This window comes from Zestomonas ipomoeae (assembly GCF_057128665.1).
Map to the genome: position 1 here is coordinate 12370 of NZ_JBSKHQ010000033.1, position 16157 is coordinate 28526.

At 67.1% G+C, this 16157-nt stretch carries 11 protein-coding genes; 3 read left to right on the forward strand and 8 right to left on the reverse strand.

The window, feature by feature from the left end; all coding sequences use genetic code 11:
* Positions 1-14: 14 nt before the first annotated feature.
* From fhuB to ACWKV7_RS23305, 5 genes are all read right to left on the reverse strand, one after another.
* Positions 15-1985 (reverse strand): Fe(3+)-hydroxamate ABC transporter permease FhuB, encoded by a 1971-nt coding sequence (gene fhuB / locus ACWKV7_RS23285; RefSeq protein ID WP_483860092.1) that lies wholly within the window; start codon positions 1983-1985, stop codon positions 15-17.
* A complete protein-coding gene (locus tag ACWKV7_RS23290) occupies positions 1978-2838 on the reverse strand; it encodes an ABC transporter substrate-binding protein (RefSeq protein WP_483860093.1) in 861 nt (286 codons plus the stop codon). Before ACWKV7_RS23290 ends, fhuB begins: the two co-directional genes overlap by 8 nt.
* Positions 2839-2840: 2 nt before the next feature.
* Positions 2841-3608 (reverse strand): ATP-binding cassette domain-containing protein, encoded by a 768-nt coding sequence (locus ACWKV7_RS23295; RefSeq protein WP_483860094.1) that lies wholly within the window; start codon positions 3606-3608, stop codon positions 2841-2843.
* Between the two features lie 353 nt (positions 3609-3961).
* Positions 3962-4342 (reverse strand): Hsp20/alpha crystallin family protein, encoded by a 381-nt coding sequence (locus ACWKV7_RS23300; protein WP_483860095.1) that lies wholly within the window; start codon positions 4340-4342, stop codon positions 3962-3964.
* 24 nt (positions 4343-4366) lie between these two features.
* Complete coding sequence (locus tag ACWKV7_RS23305) at positions 4367-4819, reverse strand: Hsp20/alpha crystallin family protein (RefSeq protein WP_483860096.1); 453 nt, start codon at positions 4817-4819, stop codon at positions 4367-4369.
* A 215-nt stretch (positions 4820-5034) separates the two neighbouring features.
* Between ACWKV7_RS23305 and ACWKV7_RS23310 the strand changes: the two genes are divergently transcribed.
* Both ACWKV7_RS23310 and ACWKV7_RS23315 read left to right on the forward strand, forming a co-directional pair.
* Positions 5035-5634, forward strand: a complete 600-nt coding sequence (locus ACWKV7_RS23310; protein WP_483860097.1) for a tRNA-uridine aminocarboxypropyltransferase — start codon at positions 5035-5037, stop codon at positions 5632-5634.
* Positions 5635-5850: 216 nt separating this feature from the next.
* A complete protein-coding gene (locus tag ACWKV7_RS23315) occupies positions 5851-9405 on the forward strand; it encodes a retention module-containing protein (RefSeq protein ID WP_483860098.1) in 3555 nt (1184 codons plus the stop codon).
* A 198-nt stretch (positions 9406-9603) separates the two neighbouring features.
* Here ACWKV7_RS23315 and ACWKV7_RS23320 read toward each other — a convergent pair whose 3' ends face one another.
* The 3 genes from ACWKV7_RS23320 to ACWKV7_RS23330 are packed head-to-tail and all read right to left on the reverse strand — an operon-like array spanning position 9604 to position 14514.
* Complete coding sequence (locus tag ACWKV7_RS23320; protein WP_483860099.1) at positions 9604-10962, reverse strand: HlyD family type I secretion periplasmic adaptor subunit; 1359 nt, start codon at positions 10960-10962, stop codon at positions 9604-9606.
* Positions 10963-10980: 18 nt separating this feature from the next.
* Entirely contained in the window at positions 10981-13131 is a 2151-nt protein-coding gene (locus ACWKV7_RS23325; protein WP_483860100.1) for a type I secretion system permease/ATPase, read from the reverse strand.
* Between the two features lie 27 nt (positions 13132-13158).
* A complete protein-coding gene (locus tag ACWKV7_RS23330) occupies positions 13159-14514 on the reverse strand; it encodes a TolC family outer membrane protein (RefSeq protein WP_483860101.1) in 1356 nt (451 codons plus the stop codon).
* Between the two features lie 459 nt (positions 14515-14973).
* On the opposite strand from ACWKV7_RS23330, the gene ACWKV7_RS23335 reads away from it, so the two are divergent.
* The coding region (locus ACWKV7_RS23335) for a retention module-containing protein (RefSeq protein ID WP_483860102.1) at positions 14974-16157 on the forward strand (1184 nt) is incomplete at its 3' end.

Below are 16157 nucleotides of genomic sequence, written 5' to 3' on the forward strand. Positions count from 1 at the left end.
CGCGAGGCGGCGTTTCAGCGCCGGCTCAGGCCCCACATCAGGTACACACCGCCCAGTAGAGCAGCCAGCAGGCCGGCGGGCAGTTGGGCAGGGAACAGCAGGTTGCGGCCCAGCCAGTCGGCCAGGACCATCACCAGCGCACCGAGTAGGGCGCTGGCCAGCAGTTGGTTGCGGGCGCGGGTGAAGCCGAGCAGGCGCGCCAGGTGCGGGGCCATCAGGCCGACGAAGCTCAGCGGGCCGAGTACCAGGGTGGCCGCCGCGCTGAGCAGGGCGGCCAGGGCGAGCAGCAACAGGCGGCTGCGGGCTAGCGGCACGCCGAGGCTGCCGGCGGTGCCGGCGCCCAGCGGCAGCAGTTCCAGCCAGCGGGTGGTTGGCAGGCTGAGTAGCAGGAGCAACCCCGCCAGGCCCAGCGCCCAGCCGGCCATGCCGGCATCGACGAAATAGGTGGAGCCGGACAGCCATGCCAGCAGTTGCTGGCCGCGCGGATCGCCGAGGGCCAGCACCAGCACCTGCACCGCATCGAACAGCGCGCTCAGGGCGATGCCGGCCAGCAACAGGCGCTCCGGGGCGAAGTTGGCGCGCCGGCCCAGCCAGAGCAGCGCCAGCAAGGCCAGCGTCGCGCCCAGGCTGCCCAGCAGTAGGCGCGGCAGGAAGCCGGCGAACGGCAGCAGGAACACCGCGGCCAGCAGGCCCAGGGCGGCGCCGGCGCTGATGCCCATCAGTTCCGGGCTGGCCATGGGGTTGCCGGTCAGGCGCTGGATCAGCGTGCCGGCCACCGCCAGCATCAGGCCGGCGGCCGCGGCGGCGATCACCCTCGGTGCGCGCAGGTCGAGCAGCGGCTCGGCCAGTTGCCAGCGCCAGCCCTCCGGGCCCTGGCCGAGTGCCAGGGCCAGCAGCAATGCACCGCCCAGCAGTGCCAGCAGCAGGAACAGCGCCTGGCTGCCGCGGCGCCGCTCGATCGCCAGGCCGGCGGCGCGTGGCGGCGGGTTGTCGGCCAGGCGCAGGCGCGGAATCAGCCAGAGCAGCAGCGGTGCGCCGAGCAGGCCGGCGACGGCGCCGGTGGGCAGCAGCTCGCGATAGGGTCCGGCGACCCACTGCACCAGCAGGTCGGTGAGCCACAGCAGCGCGGCACCCAGCAGGGTCGACCAGAGCAGGCGCTGGCGCAGGGTGCGAGCCCCGAGCAGGCGGGCGATGGCCGGAGCGGCGAGGCCGATGAAGCCGATCACGCCGACGCTGCTGACCACGCAGGCGGTGAGGAACACGCCAAGTCCCAGGCCGGCGAGGCGCAGGCCGGGCAGGGATACGCCGAGGCTGCGCGCGCCGCTGTCTTCCAATTCCAGCAGGGCGAGCGGGCGCAGCAGCAGGGGCAACAGCGCCAGCGCCAGGGCCAGGCGCGGTAGCAGGAACAGTACGCTTTCCCAGTTGTGCTGGCTGAGGGAACCGGCGCCCCAGATGAACAGCGCGGTAAGGCCCTGGGGCTGCAACATCATCAGGGCGATGTTCATCGCGCTGAGGTAAAGGCTGACCACCAGGCCGGCGAGGATCAGCGCCAGCGGGCTCATCGCCCGGCGCCAGGCCAGGGCGAACACCAGCAGGGCGGCCAGGGTGCCGCCGCCCATTGCCAGCCACTCGCGGGCGACCAGCAACTGCGGGGCCAGCAGGGTGGCGAGGGTCAGGGCCAACTGCGCGCCGCCGGCGACCCCCAGGGTGGTCGGCGAGGCCAGCGGGTTGCGCAGCACTTGCTGCATCAGCAGGCCGGCCAGGGCCAGGCTGGCGCCGCAGAGCAGCGTCATGCACAGGCGCGGCAGCCAGCTGTAGTGGGCGATGACCTGGCGCAGGTCGTCGAGGTCCGGTTGCCAGAGTGCCTGGGCCCAGAGGCCGCTGGGCAGGCGCGAGGCGAGGTCGCCGAGGGCCAACGCCAGGCAGGCGGCGAACAGCGCCAGGCAGAGCAGGGCCGGCTTGCGGCTGGCGAGGGTATCAGTCATCGCCGGCCTCACTGGGCAGCGCCTGTTCCAGCAAGTGGGCGAAGCGGTCGGCGGTGGGCAGTGCTCCGAAGCTCCACACCTCGGCGAGCCCCTGCACGTGACCGCCGCGCACCATCGGCAGGTTCTGCCAGAGGGCGCTGTTGGCCAGTTGGTGTTCAGCGTCCAGCGGCAGCGGGCGGAAATACAGCAGGCGGGCGTCGGTGCGCTCGGCGAGACGCTCGATGCCGGTGTTGGAGAAGCCCCAGTAGCTGCTCGGGGTGGTCCAGGCATTGCCCAGGCCCAGGCGCTGCAGTACCGACTGGTAGAGGCTGTGTTCGCCGTAGACACGCACGTGGCGGTCGTCCATGAAGTGCACCAGGTACAGCGGCCGCTGGTTGTCGCCGAGCTGCCGGCGAATGCGCGCCAGGTCGTCGTCCACCTGGCGGATCAGCGCTTCGGCCTCGTCGCGGCGGTCGAACAGCTCGCCCAGCTCGCGGGTGACCCGCTGGGCGTTGACGTAGGGGTCGCTGTCCGGGGCGAATAGCGTCAGGCTGCGCACCGGCGCGATGCGCTCCAGTGCGGCGCGGGCGCTCTCGAACTGCGGGGTGATGAGGATCAGCTCCGGCGCCAACTGGCTGAGCAGTTCGAGATTGGGTTCGGTGCGCAGGCCGAGGTCCTGCACCTCGGCGGGCAGCGCCGGCGCGGCGACCCAGCGCCGGTAGCCGTCCACCTCGGCCACCGCCTGCGGCGTCACGCCCAGGGCCAGCAGGGTCTCGGTGAGCCCCCAGTCGATCACCGCGACCCGCTGCGGTGCGCCGACCGCGGGCAGGCCGAGCAGGGCCAGGCATAGGCCGAACAGGACAGCCAGGCGCATGCTCAGTGGACCACGGCGATGGGCGCCTGGGCGCGCGGGTGGGCCATCACCGCCATGGCGATGCCGTAGATGGATTCCAGGGTATCGCTGGTCATCAGCTCGGGCGGGCTGCCCTCCACCAGCAGGCGGCCGCTGTGCAGGGCCACCAGGTGGTCGCAGTAGCGGGCCGCCAGGTTGATGTCGTGCAGTACCACGATCACCCCCAGGCCGAGTTCGCTGCTGAGCTTGCGTACCAGGGCGAGGACTTCCACCTGATGGGCGATGTCCAGCGCCGAGGTGGGTTCGTCCAGCAGCAGGTAGCGGCTGTCCTGGGCCAGCAGCATGGCCAGCCAGACGCGCTGGCGCTCGCCGCCGGAGAGGTTGTCCACCAGGCGCTCGGCGAAGCGCTGGGTATCGGTGAGTTCCAGGGCGCGCTCGATCTTGGCTTTGTCCTCGGCCTTGAGGCGGCCCAGCGGGCCGTGCCAGGGGTAACGGCCAAAGCCGACCAGCTCGCGTACGCTGAGGCCGTCCGCCGCCGGCAATTGCTGCGGCAGGTAGGCGACCTGGCGGGCGAAGGCGCGGCTGCCCCAGTCTTGCAGCGATTTGCCGTCGAGCCGGATGCGCCCGCCGCTGGGCAGCAATTGGCGCGCCAGTAGCTTGAGCAGGGTGGATTTGCCGGAACCGTTGTGGCCGATCAGGCCGACCATCTGCCCTTCGGCCAGGCGCAGGTTCAGCGGGTGCAGCAGGGGGCGGTCGGGCAGGCGGTAGGTGACGGCGTCCAGTTCGAACATGCGCGCTCCAGATCGGCCGGTACGGCGGGCGAGAAGGCGCACCGGAGGGCCCGGTACGGAGAGGGCGGAAATCTAAAGCAAATGCTAATAGTTATCAATGTTCAATGGTGACATGTCGCGCCGTCCGGCGCTGCCCAGAGGCCGTTGCGTGGTTTTGCGCGCTTCCCGGCCGCTGGCATGGCTTCGGCGTAAGAGTTCCTGCATATCGAGATTGCGCTGGTTTCGCCGGCCGCCTGGAGCCGCCTCCTGGCCCGCTCGCCCGATCCAGAGGCGGCGGGGTGCCGCTTGCCGCAATCTGTCCGGGTGGCCGGCGGGGAGCCCCCTGGCCGGTCGGTGCCGGCCAGGGGCATCGCTCAGGCTGCCTTGATCGCAATCTTGCGTGGCTGCGCGTGGGCGTGCTTGGGGATACGCAGGCTCAGTACGCCATCGCGGAACTGCGCATCGATGCGCGAGGCATCCAGCTCCGCGCTCAGGGTGAAGGCGCGCCGATAGCGCGAGACGTTGACCTCGGCATACAGCGCCTCCATGCCTTCCGGCGTCTCGGGGGCGATTTCGCCCTCGATCACCAGGGTGTTGTTGTCCACCTGCAGGTCGAGCTTGTCCTTGGGCACGCCGGGCAGATCGGCCAGCAGTTGGATGCCATCGCTGTCTTCGTAGACGTCCACCCGTGGCAGCAGGGCCTGGGCTTCGTTCACTGCGTCGGTTCGGTTGACGGCCTGTTTGTCGTTCATCATGGCTTCCTCCATCGACATCGTGGGTTATTGCACGGTGATGCGCCTGGGTTGTGCCGATTCGCGGCGGCCGATGCGGATGTGCAGCACGCCGTTGCTGTAGTCGGCATCGACATGTTCCGGGTCGGCATCCTCTGGCAGGCTCAGGGTGCGCTTGAAGCGCCCGGTGAAGCGCTCGTGGGTATAGACCGAGAGCGATTCGTTGTCCTGTGGCTTGGCGCCGGTCCGTTCGCCGGCGATCGACAGCAGGCCCTGGTGGATCTGTACGTCCAGCGTGTTCGGGTCGAGACCGGGGGCGAAGGCGTAGACCTCGATGGCCGAAGGCGTGCTGCCGACGTTGACCGGCGGGAATGCTCCGCTGGCGACCCCGCGAATATGGCCTGGTCGGCCGATGCCGCCGAAGACTTGCTGCAACTCGCGCTGCAGGCGCTCGAGTTCGGCAAACGGACTGCCGGTGGAACTGAACAGAGACTCGTACATGGCAAACCCTCCTTTGTGGCAATCGCTTGCAATGCCCGAGGCAAAAGGCCTGGGCCCGTTGCAAGGGCAAAGATATTGGCGCCGGGCGGGTCTTCAAGGGTCGCCTTAAGAATCTCTTTTCATAAGGTATTTCCGATTTAAATCAGCAGGTTAGATTGATTATTGCGACCGTCGGGCCGGGCCGTTCCGGCGCTGCCTGTGGCACACTGCGCGCCATGAGCAGACCCCGTTGCCCCCGCTGTGCCCGCCCGTCGAGCCATTGCCTGTGCCCGCTGATCCCGCGGCTGGAAAGCCGTGCCCGCGTGCTGGTGTTGCAGCATCCGAGCGAAGTCGACCACGCCTTGAACACCGCGCGCCTGGCGGCACTGGGTCTGAGCAATGCCGAGCTGCGGGTCGGCGAGGTGTTCGACGATCTGCCGGCGCTGCTGGAGGTGCCCGGTTATCGCGCCTGCCTGCTGTTTCCCGGTGAGCAAGCGCAGCCATTGGCTGACCTGGCGGCCCGGGATGACTTTCCCTTGCTGCTGGTAGTGCCCGACGGCACCTGGCGCAAGGCGCGCAAGCTGCTCTACCTGAACCCGGTCCTGGCCGGCTTGCCGCGGGTGGCGCTGCCGCAGGGCCTGCAGTCGCGCTACCGACTGCGCAAGGCGCCGACGCCCGGTGCGCTGTCGACCCTGGAGGCGGTGGTGACCGCGCTGGAGATCGTCGAGGCTCCGCGCCGCTTCGACGCCCTGCTGCGTCCCTTCGAGGCATTGATCGAAGGTCAGATCGCCGCCATGGGCGAGCAGACCTATCGGCGCAACCATGGCGATGCCTAGTGCCATGCGCGTCCATGCAGGCCCCGTGCCTCATTGCCAAAGGCAATAAACGCCGATCCGTTATGGAAAAGCGGTCTTAACATTTCTTAAACAAAATGGCCGGTTTGCCTGCCCAACGCTCGGGCACATATTTCTGGCTCTACAGGTCCGCCTGCCACGCGCTTGCCGCATGGCGCCGCACGGGACTGCTAGGCCGCTTGTTTAAGGAGAGAACGCATGGCCAGCTCCATGGGTGTGGTTCGGCAGGTTGTGGGCGAGGTAGAGGCGATCGGCAGCGACGGTACCAGCCGCCGACTATTCGAAGGTGACTGGGTCTTCTATGGCGAGCGCATCGTTACCGGCGAGGAAGGCGCGGTGGCGATCCGTCTCGACCGGGGCGGCGAGCTGACCCTGGGGCGCGGGAGCGACCTGCAACTGGAGCCTTCGCTGCTGGTCGGCATGGAACAGCCCGCCGAACCCGTGGCACCGAGCGCCGAACAGCTGGCCGAGGCCCAGGCGCTGCAAGCCGCCATCGAGGCTGGCGCCGATCCGACCGCCGAGGCCGAAGCGACCGCGGCCGGTCCCGGGGGCGCTAACGGTCGCGGCAATGCCGGCGGCGGGCACTCCTTCGTGCTGCTGGATGCCACGGGCGGCGAAGTAGCGCCGCAGATCGGCTTCGATACCGCACCGCTGCCACTGGCGCCGATAACCCTCGATGCCTCGGTGCTGGCGCTGCCGACAGCCAACGACGACCTGGCCGCCCCCGTGGTCCCGGTGGACGATCAGCCCCAGGCCGGCACCGCAGAAAACGCCGTGAGCGAAACCGGCCTGCCCGATGGCAGCCAGCCAGACGTTGCCGTGACCACGGTGCAGGGCGAGCTCGGCTATAGCCTCGGTGCCGACGGCTTCGGCAGCTTTGCCTGGAGCACCCAGGGCCTGCCACAGATGACCGCAGACGGCGTGCCGCTGAGCTACCAGCTCAGCGCCGATGGCCTGATCCTCACCGGCATGGCGGCCGGTTCCCCGGTGTTCAGCCTCGCGCTGGTCGACCAGGCCAGCGGCGCCTACAGCTTCACCCTGCTCGGCGCGGTGGATCACCTGGGCGCCGAAGCCGCCGGCCTCAGTGTCAGCTTTGGCTACAGCCTTACCGACGGCAACGGCTCCAGCACCAGCGGCAACCTGCTGATCGGCATCGGCGATGACCTGCCGCTGGCCCGCGACGACGGCAGCGTGCTGCTGCATCAGGGCAAGGCGATCAACCTTACCCTGGCGCTGGACGTCTCCACCGGCATGAGCGCCGAGGCGCTGGCCGGCGCCAAGGGCGGGCTGATCGCCCTGCTCAACGAGTACGCGGCCCTCGGTGGCAGCATCACCGTGTCGCTGATCAGCTTCGACGGCGCCGCCATCGACCATGGCGAATTCGTTTTCTCCAGCAATCTGGGCAGCGGTTACGCCAACCTCGTCAGCCAGATCCAGGGACTGGGCGACGGCCTCGGTGCGGCCGACTTCGATGCCGCCCTGCAGCAGACCCAGACCAGCATCGCCATGGACCTGGCGACCAGCCCCAGCCATACGCTCAATACCCTGTACTTCGTCACCGGCAGCCCGAGCAATGCCTCGGCTGGTGGCCTGGGGGCCTGGCAGGACTTCCTGCTCGCCCATCCGCAGCTGGAAACCCATGTCATCGGTGTGGGCGGTGCGGTGGCGGCCGGCGACCTGGCTGGCATCGGTCGTTCCGATGGCGCCCCGCTGGTGCTCGACGATCCGGCAGATCTCTTTGTGGTGTTGCCCGGACTGGTCGATGTGGAGACCATCGGCGGCAACCTGCTGGCCAACGACAGTCCCGGCGCCGACGGTGCCGAGCGCATCAGCCAGATCAGCATCGGCGGCGAGGTGTTCAGCATCGGCGAGGACGGCAGCCTGAGCAATAGCGGTGCGGACACGGACGTGACCGGTCACTTCGATGCGGCCAGCGGCCTGCTCACGCTGTTCACCGGTATCGGTACCCTGAGTGTCTATGTACAGGGCTCCGCCGAGCACGCACTGGGCGACTACAGCTTCTCCGCCAAGCCGTCGCTGGACTTCCCCGAAGGTGGCGAGCTGAGCCAGACCTTCACCTACACCTTGCTCGACGGCGATGGCGACAGCAGTAGCGCCGACCTGAATATCCAGCTGAACTATGGCCGACCGGTGCTGGTGGTGGGCAGCAATGCCGACGATCTGGATGGCAGCGGTGCGGAGCACGTCGTCGCCAGCCCGCTGGACCCCGACGGTGCCGGCATCATCGGCGGCGCCTATGGCAACGACGTGCTGGTGGGCGATGTCGGCGGCACCCAGACCATTACCACCCCGGGCAAGAACTACAACATCGCGCTGATCGTCGACGTCTCGGCGAGCATGCTGCGGCCGTCCGGTTCCGGCATGTCGCGCATCGACCTGGCCAAGGAAGCGCTGAGCAACCTGGCCAATCAGCTCAAGGGGCACGATGGCGTGGTCAACGTGCAGCTGATTCCATTCAGCACCCAGGCCGGCACCCCGACCACCGTGTACGGGCTCAGCGCCGCCAATGTCGGCGTGCTGCTGGCGGCCATCGACGCCCTGACCGTGCAGGGCTACACCAACTTCGAGGCCGCCTTCGCCCAGGCGGCCCAGTGGTTCAACGGGCAGATCGTCGGCGCCGGCGCCAATAGCGCGAACAACTACGAGCAACTGACGTTCTTCCTCACCGACGGACAGCCGACGGTGTATCTGGACGACTTCGGCAATCCGGTGATCGACACCGCCAACGTCACCAACTTTCGCGATATCGACGACGCTCTGCAGGCCGCCAGCGGCATGCTGCACGACGGCATCGGCGGCGAGCTGGTGAAGGTGCACGGGATCGGTATCGGCTCGGCCAGCACCTCGCCGGTACTGGATATGTTCGACAACACCGAGCCGGGCGGCCCGATTTCGGTGACCCTGCCCGACGGCAGCGTAGTCACCGCGCCCGGGGGCAACGCGCTGATCGTCAATACCGCCGAAGACCTGCAGGCAGCCTTGAACGGTGGCAGCAGCAGCCAGGTGCCGCTACCGCTGGGCAACGACGAACTGCACGGCGGCGCGGGCAATGACGTGCTGTTCGGCGACACGCCCAACACCGACCATCTGGCCTGGGCGGGCAACCCCGCCGGCAGCCACGATGGCCAGGGCTACCAGGCGCTGCTCGAGTACCTGCAAGCAGTGAACGGCGGCACCGCACCGAACCTGACCCAGGTGCGCCAGTACGTCTACAGCCATGCCACCGAGTTCAACCAGGTCGGCGATCCGCTTGGCGGCGACGACCTGCTCGACGGCGGCGCCGGCAACGACCTGCTGTTCGGCCAGGGCGGCAACGACACCCTGATCGGCGGGCTCGGCGACGACTTGCTCTACGGCGGCAGGGGCCAGGATCGCTTCGTCTGGAACAACGGCGACCATGGCGAGGATCGGGTGCTCGACTTCACTCTGGGCGGCAGCGAGGGCGACGTGCTCGACCTGCGCGACCTGCTGGTGGGCGAGGAGAACGGTTCGCTGGCCGATTACCTGAGCTTCAGCGTTGGCAACAGCGGCGGTTCGGTTACCACCTATATCTCCATCAGCGCCAACGCTGGCGCCGCACCCTCCCAGGTCATCCGCCTGGTGGACGTGGACCTCGCCGCCCAATATGGCGTCACCCCCGAGGCCGGCGGCCATATCGCCAGCGGCGCCGACACCCTGCGCGTGATCGACGGCCTGCTCGGCGACCAGGCGTTGAAGGTGGATACGGTCTGAGGGCCGATAGCGCCAACGGCTGAAAAGATCAGGACGAAGCCTCGCCCGCTTCGGCAATCATGGCATCGTGCGATGGCGATGGTCCGTCATGTTGGGCTTTGTACCTCAACCCAATACGGTTGCGGGCCGGTAGGTTGGGTTGAGGAGCGCAGCGACGAAGCCCAACGGCGGCAAACTACGAACTACTGATATTCGGTTTCAGCGCTCGCGCAACGCTTCCGCCCGTGCCTTGAGGACGGGTTTGAGCAGGTAGGCCAGCACGCTTTTCTCGCCGGTGATGATGTTCACGCTGGCGATCATGCCGGGGATGATCAGCAGAGGGTGTTCGTCGCTGCCCAGGTGGCTCTTGTCGGTGCGCAGCTGGATCAGGTAGAAGCTGTTGCCTTCGTCGTCGGTGATGGTGTCGGCGCTGATCAGCTCGAGGTTGGCCTTGAGTCCGCCGTAGATGGTGTAGTCGTAGGCGGTGAACTTGACCATCGCCTTCTGCCCCGGATGGAGGAAGGCCACGTCCTGCGGGCGTACCCGCGCTTCGATCAGCAGGTTGTCCTCCATCGGCACGATTTCCAGCAGGTCGCTGCCCGGCTGGACCACGCCGCCGATGGTGTTGACCTTGAGCTGCTTGATGATGCCGTGTACCGGCGAAACCACGGTGGTGCGGCTGACCCGGTCCTGGATCGCGCGGCTGGTGGCGGTGATCTTCTGCAGCTCGGTGCGCACCTCGTTGAGTTCCTTGAACGCCTCCGAGCGGAAGGTCAGCTCGGACTCCTCCATCTTGCTCTTGATCTCGTCGATTGCCGCTTCGGCCCGTGGAATGGCGAGGTTGGTGGCGTCCAGCGAGCCGCGCGCTTCCACTGCGCTGCGCCGCAGACGCAGGACCTCCACCTCGGAAATGGCGCCGGTGCCCACCAGCGGCGCAGACATGTTGATCTCCTGTTGCAGCAGCCCGAGGCTGGAGCGGTACTGCTGCGCCTTGGCGCGGAATTCCGCCAGTTCCTGGGTTTTCTGCCGCAGTTGCTCCTGCAACGTGCGCTGTTCGCTTTCCAGGCGCCGTTGCCGCGAGCGATACACCGCCAGCTCGTCCTCGGCCAGCTGCGCATCGAGGCGTGTGACCTCCGCGGGCATGGCCAGCGGCTTGCCTGCGGCCTCGGCCTCCAGGCGGGCGAGGCGTGCCATCAGGGCCAGGCGATCGGCCTCGGTTTCGCCCTGGTTGGAGAGGAAGCGGGTGTCGTCCAGTTGCAGCAGGGTATCGCCCTTGGCCACTACCTGGCCTTCGCGTACGAAGATATCGGTGACGATGCCGCCCTCGAGGTTCTGCACCGTCTGGATCTTGCTGGACGGGATCGCCTTGCCCTCGCCGGTGGTGACTTCCTCGATCTTGGCGAAGTAGGCCCAGACCAGGGCCGTGGTCAGCAGCGCGCAGACCGCCCAGACGGTGCCGCGGGCAAGCCAGGAGGAATCCTCGAGCATGACGCCCTGGACCTCCGGCATGAACTCTATGTCCTGCCGGTGGCGGCGCAGGCCGTCGAAGTAACCGAGCACGCGGTGGGGTGGCTGCATGGTGGTTCCCCCGAACGTCTAGAGCGTCGCCGGGCCGACGCGGCCCTTGCGCAGCGCTTCGATCACCGCGTCCTTCGGCCCGTCTGCGACGATGTGGCCGTTGTCCAGCACCGCCAGCCGGTCGACCAGGCTGAGCATCGAGGCGCGGTGGGTGATCAGCAGCAGCGTCTTGCCCTGCGCCCAGGTCTTCAGACGGCTGCGCAGGATGTCCTCGCTGGTGTTGTCCATGGCGCTGGTGGGCTCGTCGAACAGCAGGATCGGCGGGTCGAGCAGCAGGGCGCGGGCCATCAGCACGGCCTGGCGCTGGCCGCCGGATAGCAACTGGCCGCGCTCGCCCACCGGACGGTCGAAGCCTTGCGGGTGCTGCCGGGCGAGTTCGCTGACGCCGCTCAGCTCGGCCACTTCCAGCATGCGTGCGTCGCTGACGTAGCGGGCCCCGAGGCACAGGTTGTCGCGCAGGCTGCCGGCCAGCAATGGCAGGTCATGGGAGACATAGCCGATCTGGTGGCGCAGGTCGCCGACGTCGAGCTGACGCAGATCCAGGCCATCGAGCAGGATCTGGCCTTCGTCGGGGTTGTAGAAGCCCATCAGCAGGCGCGCCAGGGTGCTTTTGCCGGAGCCGCTGCGACCGATGATGCCGATGTGTTCGCCGGCGGCCAGGCGCAGGCTAACCTTGGCCAGCGCGGGGCTGCTCTGGCCCGGATAGCTGAAGGTGACCTGGCGCACCTCCAGGCTGCCCTTGAGCTGGGTGCGCTCCAGCGGTCGCTGGCTGGCCTGGCGCTCCTGCGGCAGGGCCATCAGCGCGTCTGTGCTCTTTATGGTCAGCCGTGCCTGCTGGTAGCGGGTGATCAGCCCGGCGACCTGACCGAGCGGAGCGAGGACCCGGCTGTTGAGCATGTAGCAGGCGATCAGCGCGCCGACGCTCATGTTGCCGGCGATGATGGCGTAGACCCCGCTGACGATGATCGCCATGCCGGCGCATTGCTGGAAGAACAGTGTGCCGTTGGTGGCCAGTGCCGAGAGAAAGCGGGCATGGGCGTCGAGCCGGGTGAGGGCGCCATGGGTGGTTTCCCACTGGTGCTGGCGTTCGCTTTCTGCCCCGCAAGCCTTGAGGGTTTCCAGCCCGCCCAGGGTTTCGATCAGCAATGCCTGGCGTTCCGCGCCGAGGGCCAGGCTGCGTTGCACGGTATCGCGCAGGCGGCTCTGGATGATCAGGGCGAACACGGCGGTAAGCGGAAAGGCCAGCAGCGGGATGGCGACCAGCGGGCCGCCGAGCAGGCCGATCACCAGGATCATCAGCAGCGAGAAGGGCAGGTCGATCAGGCTGGTCAGGGTGACCGCGGTGAGGAATTCCCGCAGCCCCTGGAAGTCGTGGATGTTCTGGGCGAAGCCGCCGACCGTGGCCGGGCGAGCCTTGAGCGCCATGCCGGTGATGCGTTCGAAGAGCGTGGCGGACAGCACCACGTCGGTCTTCTTGCCGGCGCTGTCCAGCAGGTTGGCGCGCAGCACGCGCAGCAGCAGTTCGAACGAAGTGCCGAGGAACAGGCCAATGACCAGCACCCAGAGGGTCGCCGTGGCCTGGTTCGGCACCACGCGGTCATAGGTCTGCATGACGAACAGCGGCACCAGCAGGCCGAGCAGGTTGACCAGCAGGGTGGCCAGCATGGCGTCGGCATAGAGCCAGCGGGACAGTTTGAGGGTGTCGCGGAACCAGGCATCGATGCGCGGCAGCAGTGGGTTGCGCGCCTCTTCCAGCTCATGCCGCGGACGGGCGAAGAAGGCCTGGCCGCCGTATTCTTTGGCGAGCATCTCGCGGCTGACCCATTGCTCGCCGCCATCCGCCTCGCAGGGCAGCAGCAGCACCTTGTTCTTCTCGCCGAACTGGCGCAGCACGGCACTGCGACCGTCCTTGAGCAATAGCAGGACCGGCAGGTTGAGCGGCGAGATCGCCTCCAGCTCGCGGCGCAACAAGCGCCCCTGCAAGCCGGCGCGAGCCGCGGCACGGGGCAGCAGGTCGCGGCTGAGGCGTTGCTCGGGCATCGGCAGCCCCGCCGTGAGGCTGGAGCGGCTGGCGACGCAGCCATGCAGCTTGCAGAGGATCAGCAGCCCGTCCAGCAGCGGATCGTCATGGGCGAGTCGGGGATCGCTGGCGGGTACTGCTTGCTCCATGGTCGTCAAATTCTCGGCCCCTTGCGCTTATTTCATGGTCGGTAGGCGGGCTTCGCTCTTCACCTCGCTGATCGCCACGGCTTCTGCCGGAACCACGATGTTCTGCTGGCGCAGCAGCTCGCCCATGGCCGCGATGACGCGGAACATGGCGTACTCCTCAGCGTAGCGCACCTCCACGTAGCGCCGATTGGCGGTGAACAGTTCGTTCTCGCTGTCCAGCACGTCCAGCAGAGTGCGCTGGCTGAGGGTGAACTGCTGCTGGTAGGCCTCGCGCACCCGCGAGGTGTAGTCGGCGTAATCCCGCGCCTTGGGTGTTTGCAGGCGGGCGTTCTCCATGGCATTCCAGGCCAGGGACAGGTTTTCGTTCAATTGCCGCAGGGCATTGTTGCGAATGTCCATCGACTGGTTGATCTGGTGGGCGGTGGACTGCAGCCGTGCCTTGTCGCGCATGCCGTTGAACAGGTTGTAATTCATCACCACCGCGGCGCGCCAACTGTTGCTGTGGCCTTCCTCGCCCACGGTGTTGTCATTGGCGCTGGTGGCCAGCTCCAGGTCGAAGCGTGGGTAGAAGGGCGACTTGGCCACTTCGTACTGTTTCTCCGCGGCATTCACATCGGCCTGGGCGGATTTCAGGTAGGGGTTGTTCTCCATCACCATTTGCCGGGCAATCTCGAGGCTTTCCGGCATTTCGCCGCGGATGGTGCTCGGCGCTTCCAACTCGTCGGGCATGCGGCCAACGGCGCTGAAGAAGTTTGCTTCGGCGTCGGCCAGGTTCACCTGCTCGGTGTAGTAGTTGTTTTCGGCCAGGGCCCGGCGAGCCTCGGACTGGTCCAGGTCGGCGTTGCTGCCGACACCGCGCTCGCTGCGCAGGCCGATCTGGTCGTTGATGCGCAGGTGGGTCTGCAGGTTGTTCTTGGCCAGCGCCAGCATTTCACGACGCTTGAGCACTTCCAGGTAGACCTCGATGGTGCGTAGCGCCAGGCTCTCGGCGGTGCCCAGGGTGCGGTAGGCTCGGGAGTTGACCACCGCCTCGGTGCGCGCCACCTCGTTGGGGGTATTGAAGCCATCGAACAGCATCTGCCGCATGCGCAACTCGGCCGTGCGGTAGTTCAGCGTCTCGGTGTTGTGGTCGCCGAGGGCGCGGGTCGTCGGGCTGTCGGTTTTCTCCCTGCCGTAGCCGACCAGCATGTCCACCGTCGGCAGGTAGCCGCCACGGGCGATCTTCACCTCCTCGTCAGCGGACAACCTGCTGTTGATGTCGGAGTGCAGCTCGGGATGGTTGTCGATAGTGCTCTGAATGGCCTCCGACAGGGTCATCGCCTGGGCCTGGGTGCAGGCGATCGCCAATAGCATGCTGCTCCAGAGAGGGGTGAGTACGCGCATGTGAGGTGTTCTCCGTGCTGGTTATTATTCCTGTCGCCAATTAATTGGCGTAAAAACCGCTAAAAGCGTTTCAGGCTTGTAACATCACAGCTAAGAACAACTTTCGAAGGAGCTAAGAAAAAATTTTCACAAGGTTTATGAGAAATAAGTCTTATGCACTCTGTGAAATCGAGCACAAAGTTCTGACTTAGTGGCTCGGTGATATTGTGCTGACATCCTACGGCCAGCGCGGGTTCCCAGCTGATAACAAGGCGGTCAGGCACCGTTTTTGGGCGTAAGGGGCGGGGATGCTCTGGTGGAGTAGTACGAAGCAGGCAGCTGCGACGTTTTTCCGTCGCCTGCAGTGGACTTCGTTCCATCTCTCTCAGTTTTATTTCTTCCTTCGCGCGTCTGTGTGAAAGGGCTTGGCCTTTGAACGTGCCGGCAGCGGTCGGCAGCAGTAGTGCGGAGGACGGACTCATGGCTACGTTAATCGGTGTCGTCAAGCAGGTCGTTGGCGAGGTATATGCGTTAGCCGGAGATGGGTCGCGTCGACCGCTGGTGGAGGGCGACCGGGTGTATGCCGGAGAGCAGGTGGTGACCGGCTCCTCCGGTGCCATCCTGATCGCGTTGGCCAACGGCGGCGAACTGACCCTCGGGCGCGACAGCAACTTGTTGCTGGACGGCCAGATGCTTGTGGACAGCCAGGGGGCCGAGCAGCCGACGCCGGTTGCGCCCGATGACCAGCAACTGACCGATGTCGAGCAGTTGCAAGCGGCCATCGAAGCGGGTGTCGACCCGACCGCCTTGCTCGAAGCCACTGCCGCTGGTCCTGGCGCTGGCGGTGCCGGCGGAGCGGGCGGGGCGGGCGGCGGCCATTCGTTCGTGCTGCTCGATGCGGTGGGCGGCGCGGTCGATCCGACCATCGGTTTTCCCACCGCTGGCTTCAACACCGGGCCGGAGTTCCCCGATCCCGACCCGGTAGCGCCGGCCACCACGCCGACCACGACAACGCTTATCGATGGCCTGCCCACGGGGGGCGATGCCAGCAACGCAGTCGATGAAGAAGGCCTGCCCGGCGGTATCGCCGGCGGCCCGAACGATCTCGCCGGTGAGAACGGCAGCGTCAGCGGCACGCTGGGCTACAGCTTCGGGCCGGACGGCGCAGGCAGCTTCGCCTGGAGTGTCGCCGGCCTGCCGGCCCTGACCTCCGGCGGTATCCCGTTGGTCTACAGTGTCAGCGCCAATGGCCTGACCCTCACTGCCAGTGCAGGAGAATCGACAGTCTTCACCCTGACCGTGACCGACTTGGTCGCGGGCACCTACCAGTTCACCTTGCTGCGCCCCCTCGATCACCCGGCCGGTGAAGGCGGCAGCGATGAGAACGACCTCGACTTCATCTTCAACTACACCATCACCGATTCCAACGGCAGCACCGCGAGCGGCACCCTGGGCATTACCGTGGATGACGACAGCCCGACCATTTCCCTGTCCGAGCGGGAACTGTCGAGCCTGGTGGTCGACGAAACCGACCTTGGTACCGACGCTACTGCCAATTTCAGCGGCGCCTTCAGCTCCGCCTTCGGCGCCGACGGTGCCGGCGCGGTGACCTATGTGCTGAGCATCAGCGGCGACCCGAGTGGGCTGGTGGATGTGGCTACCGG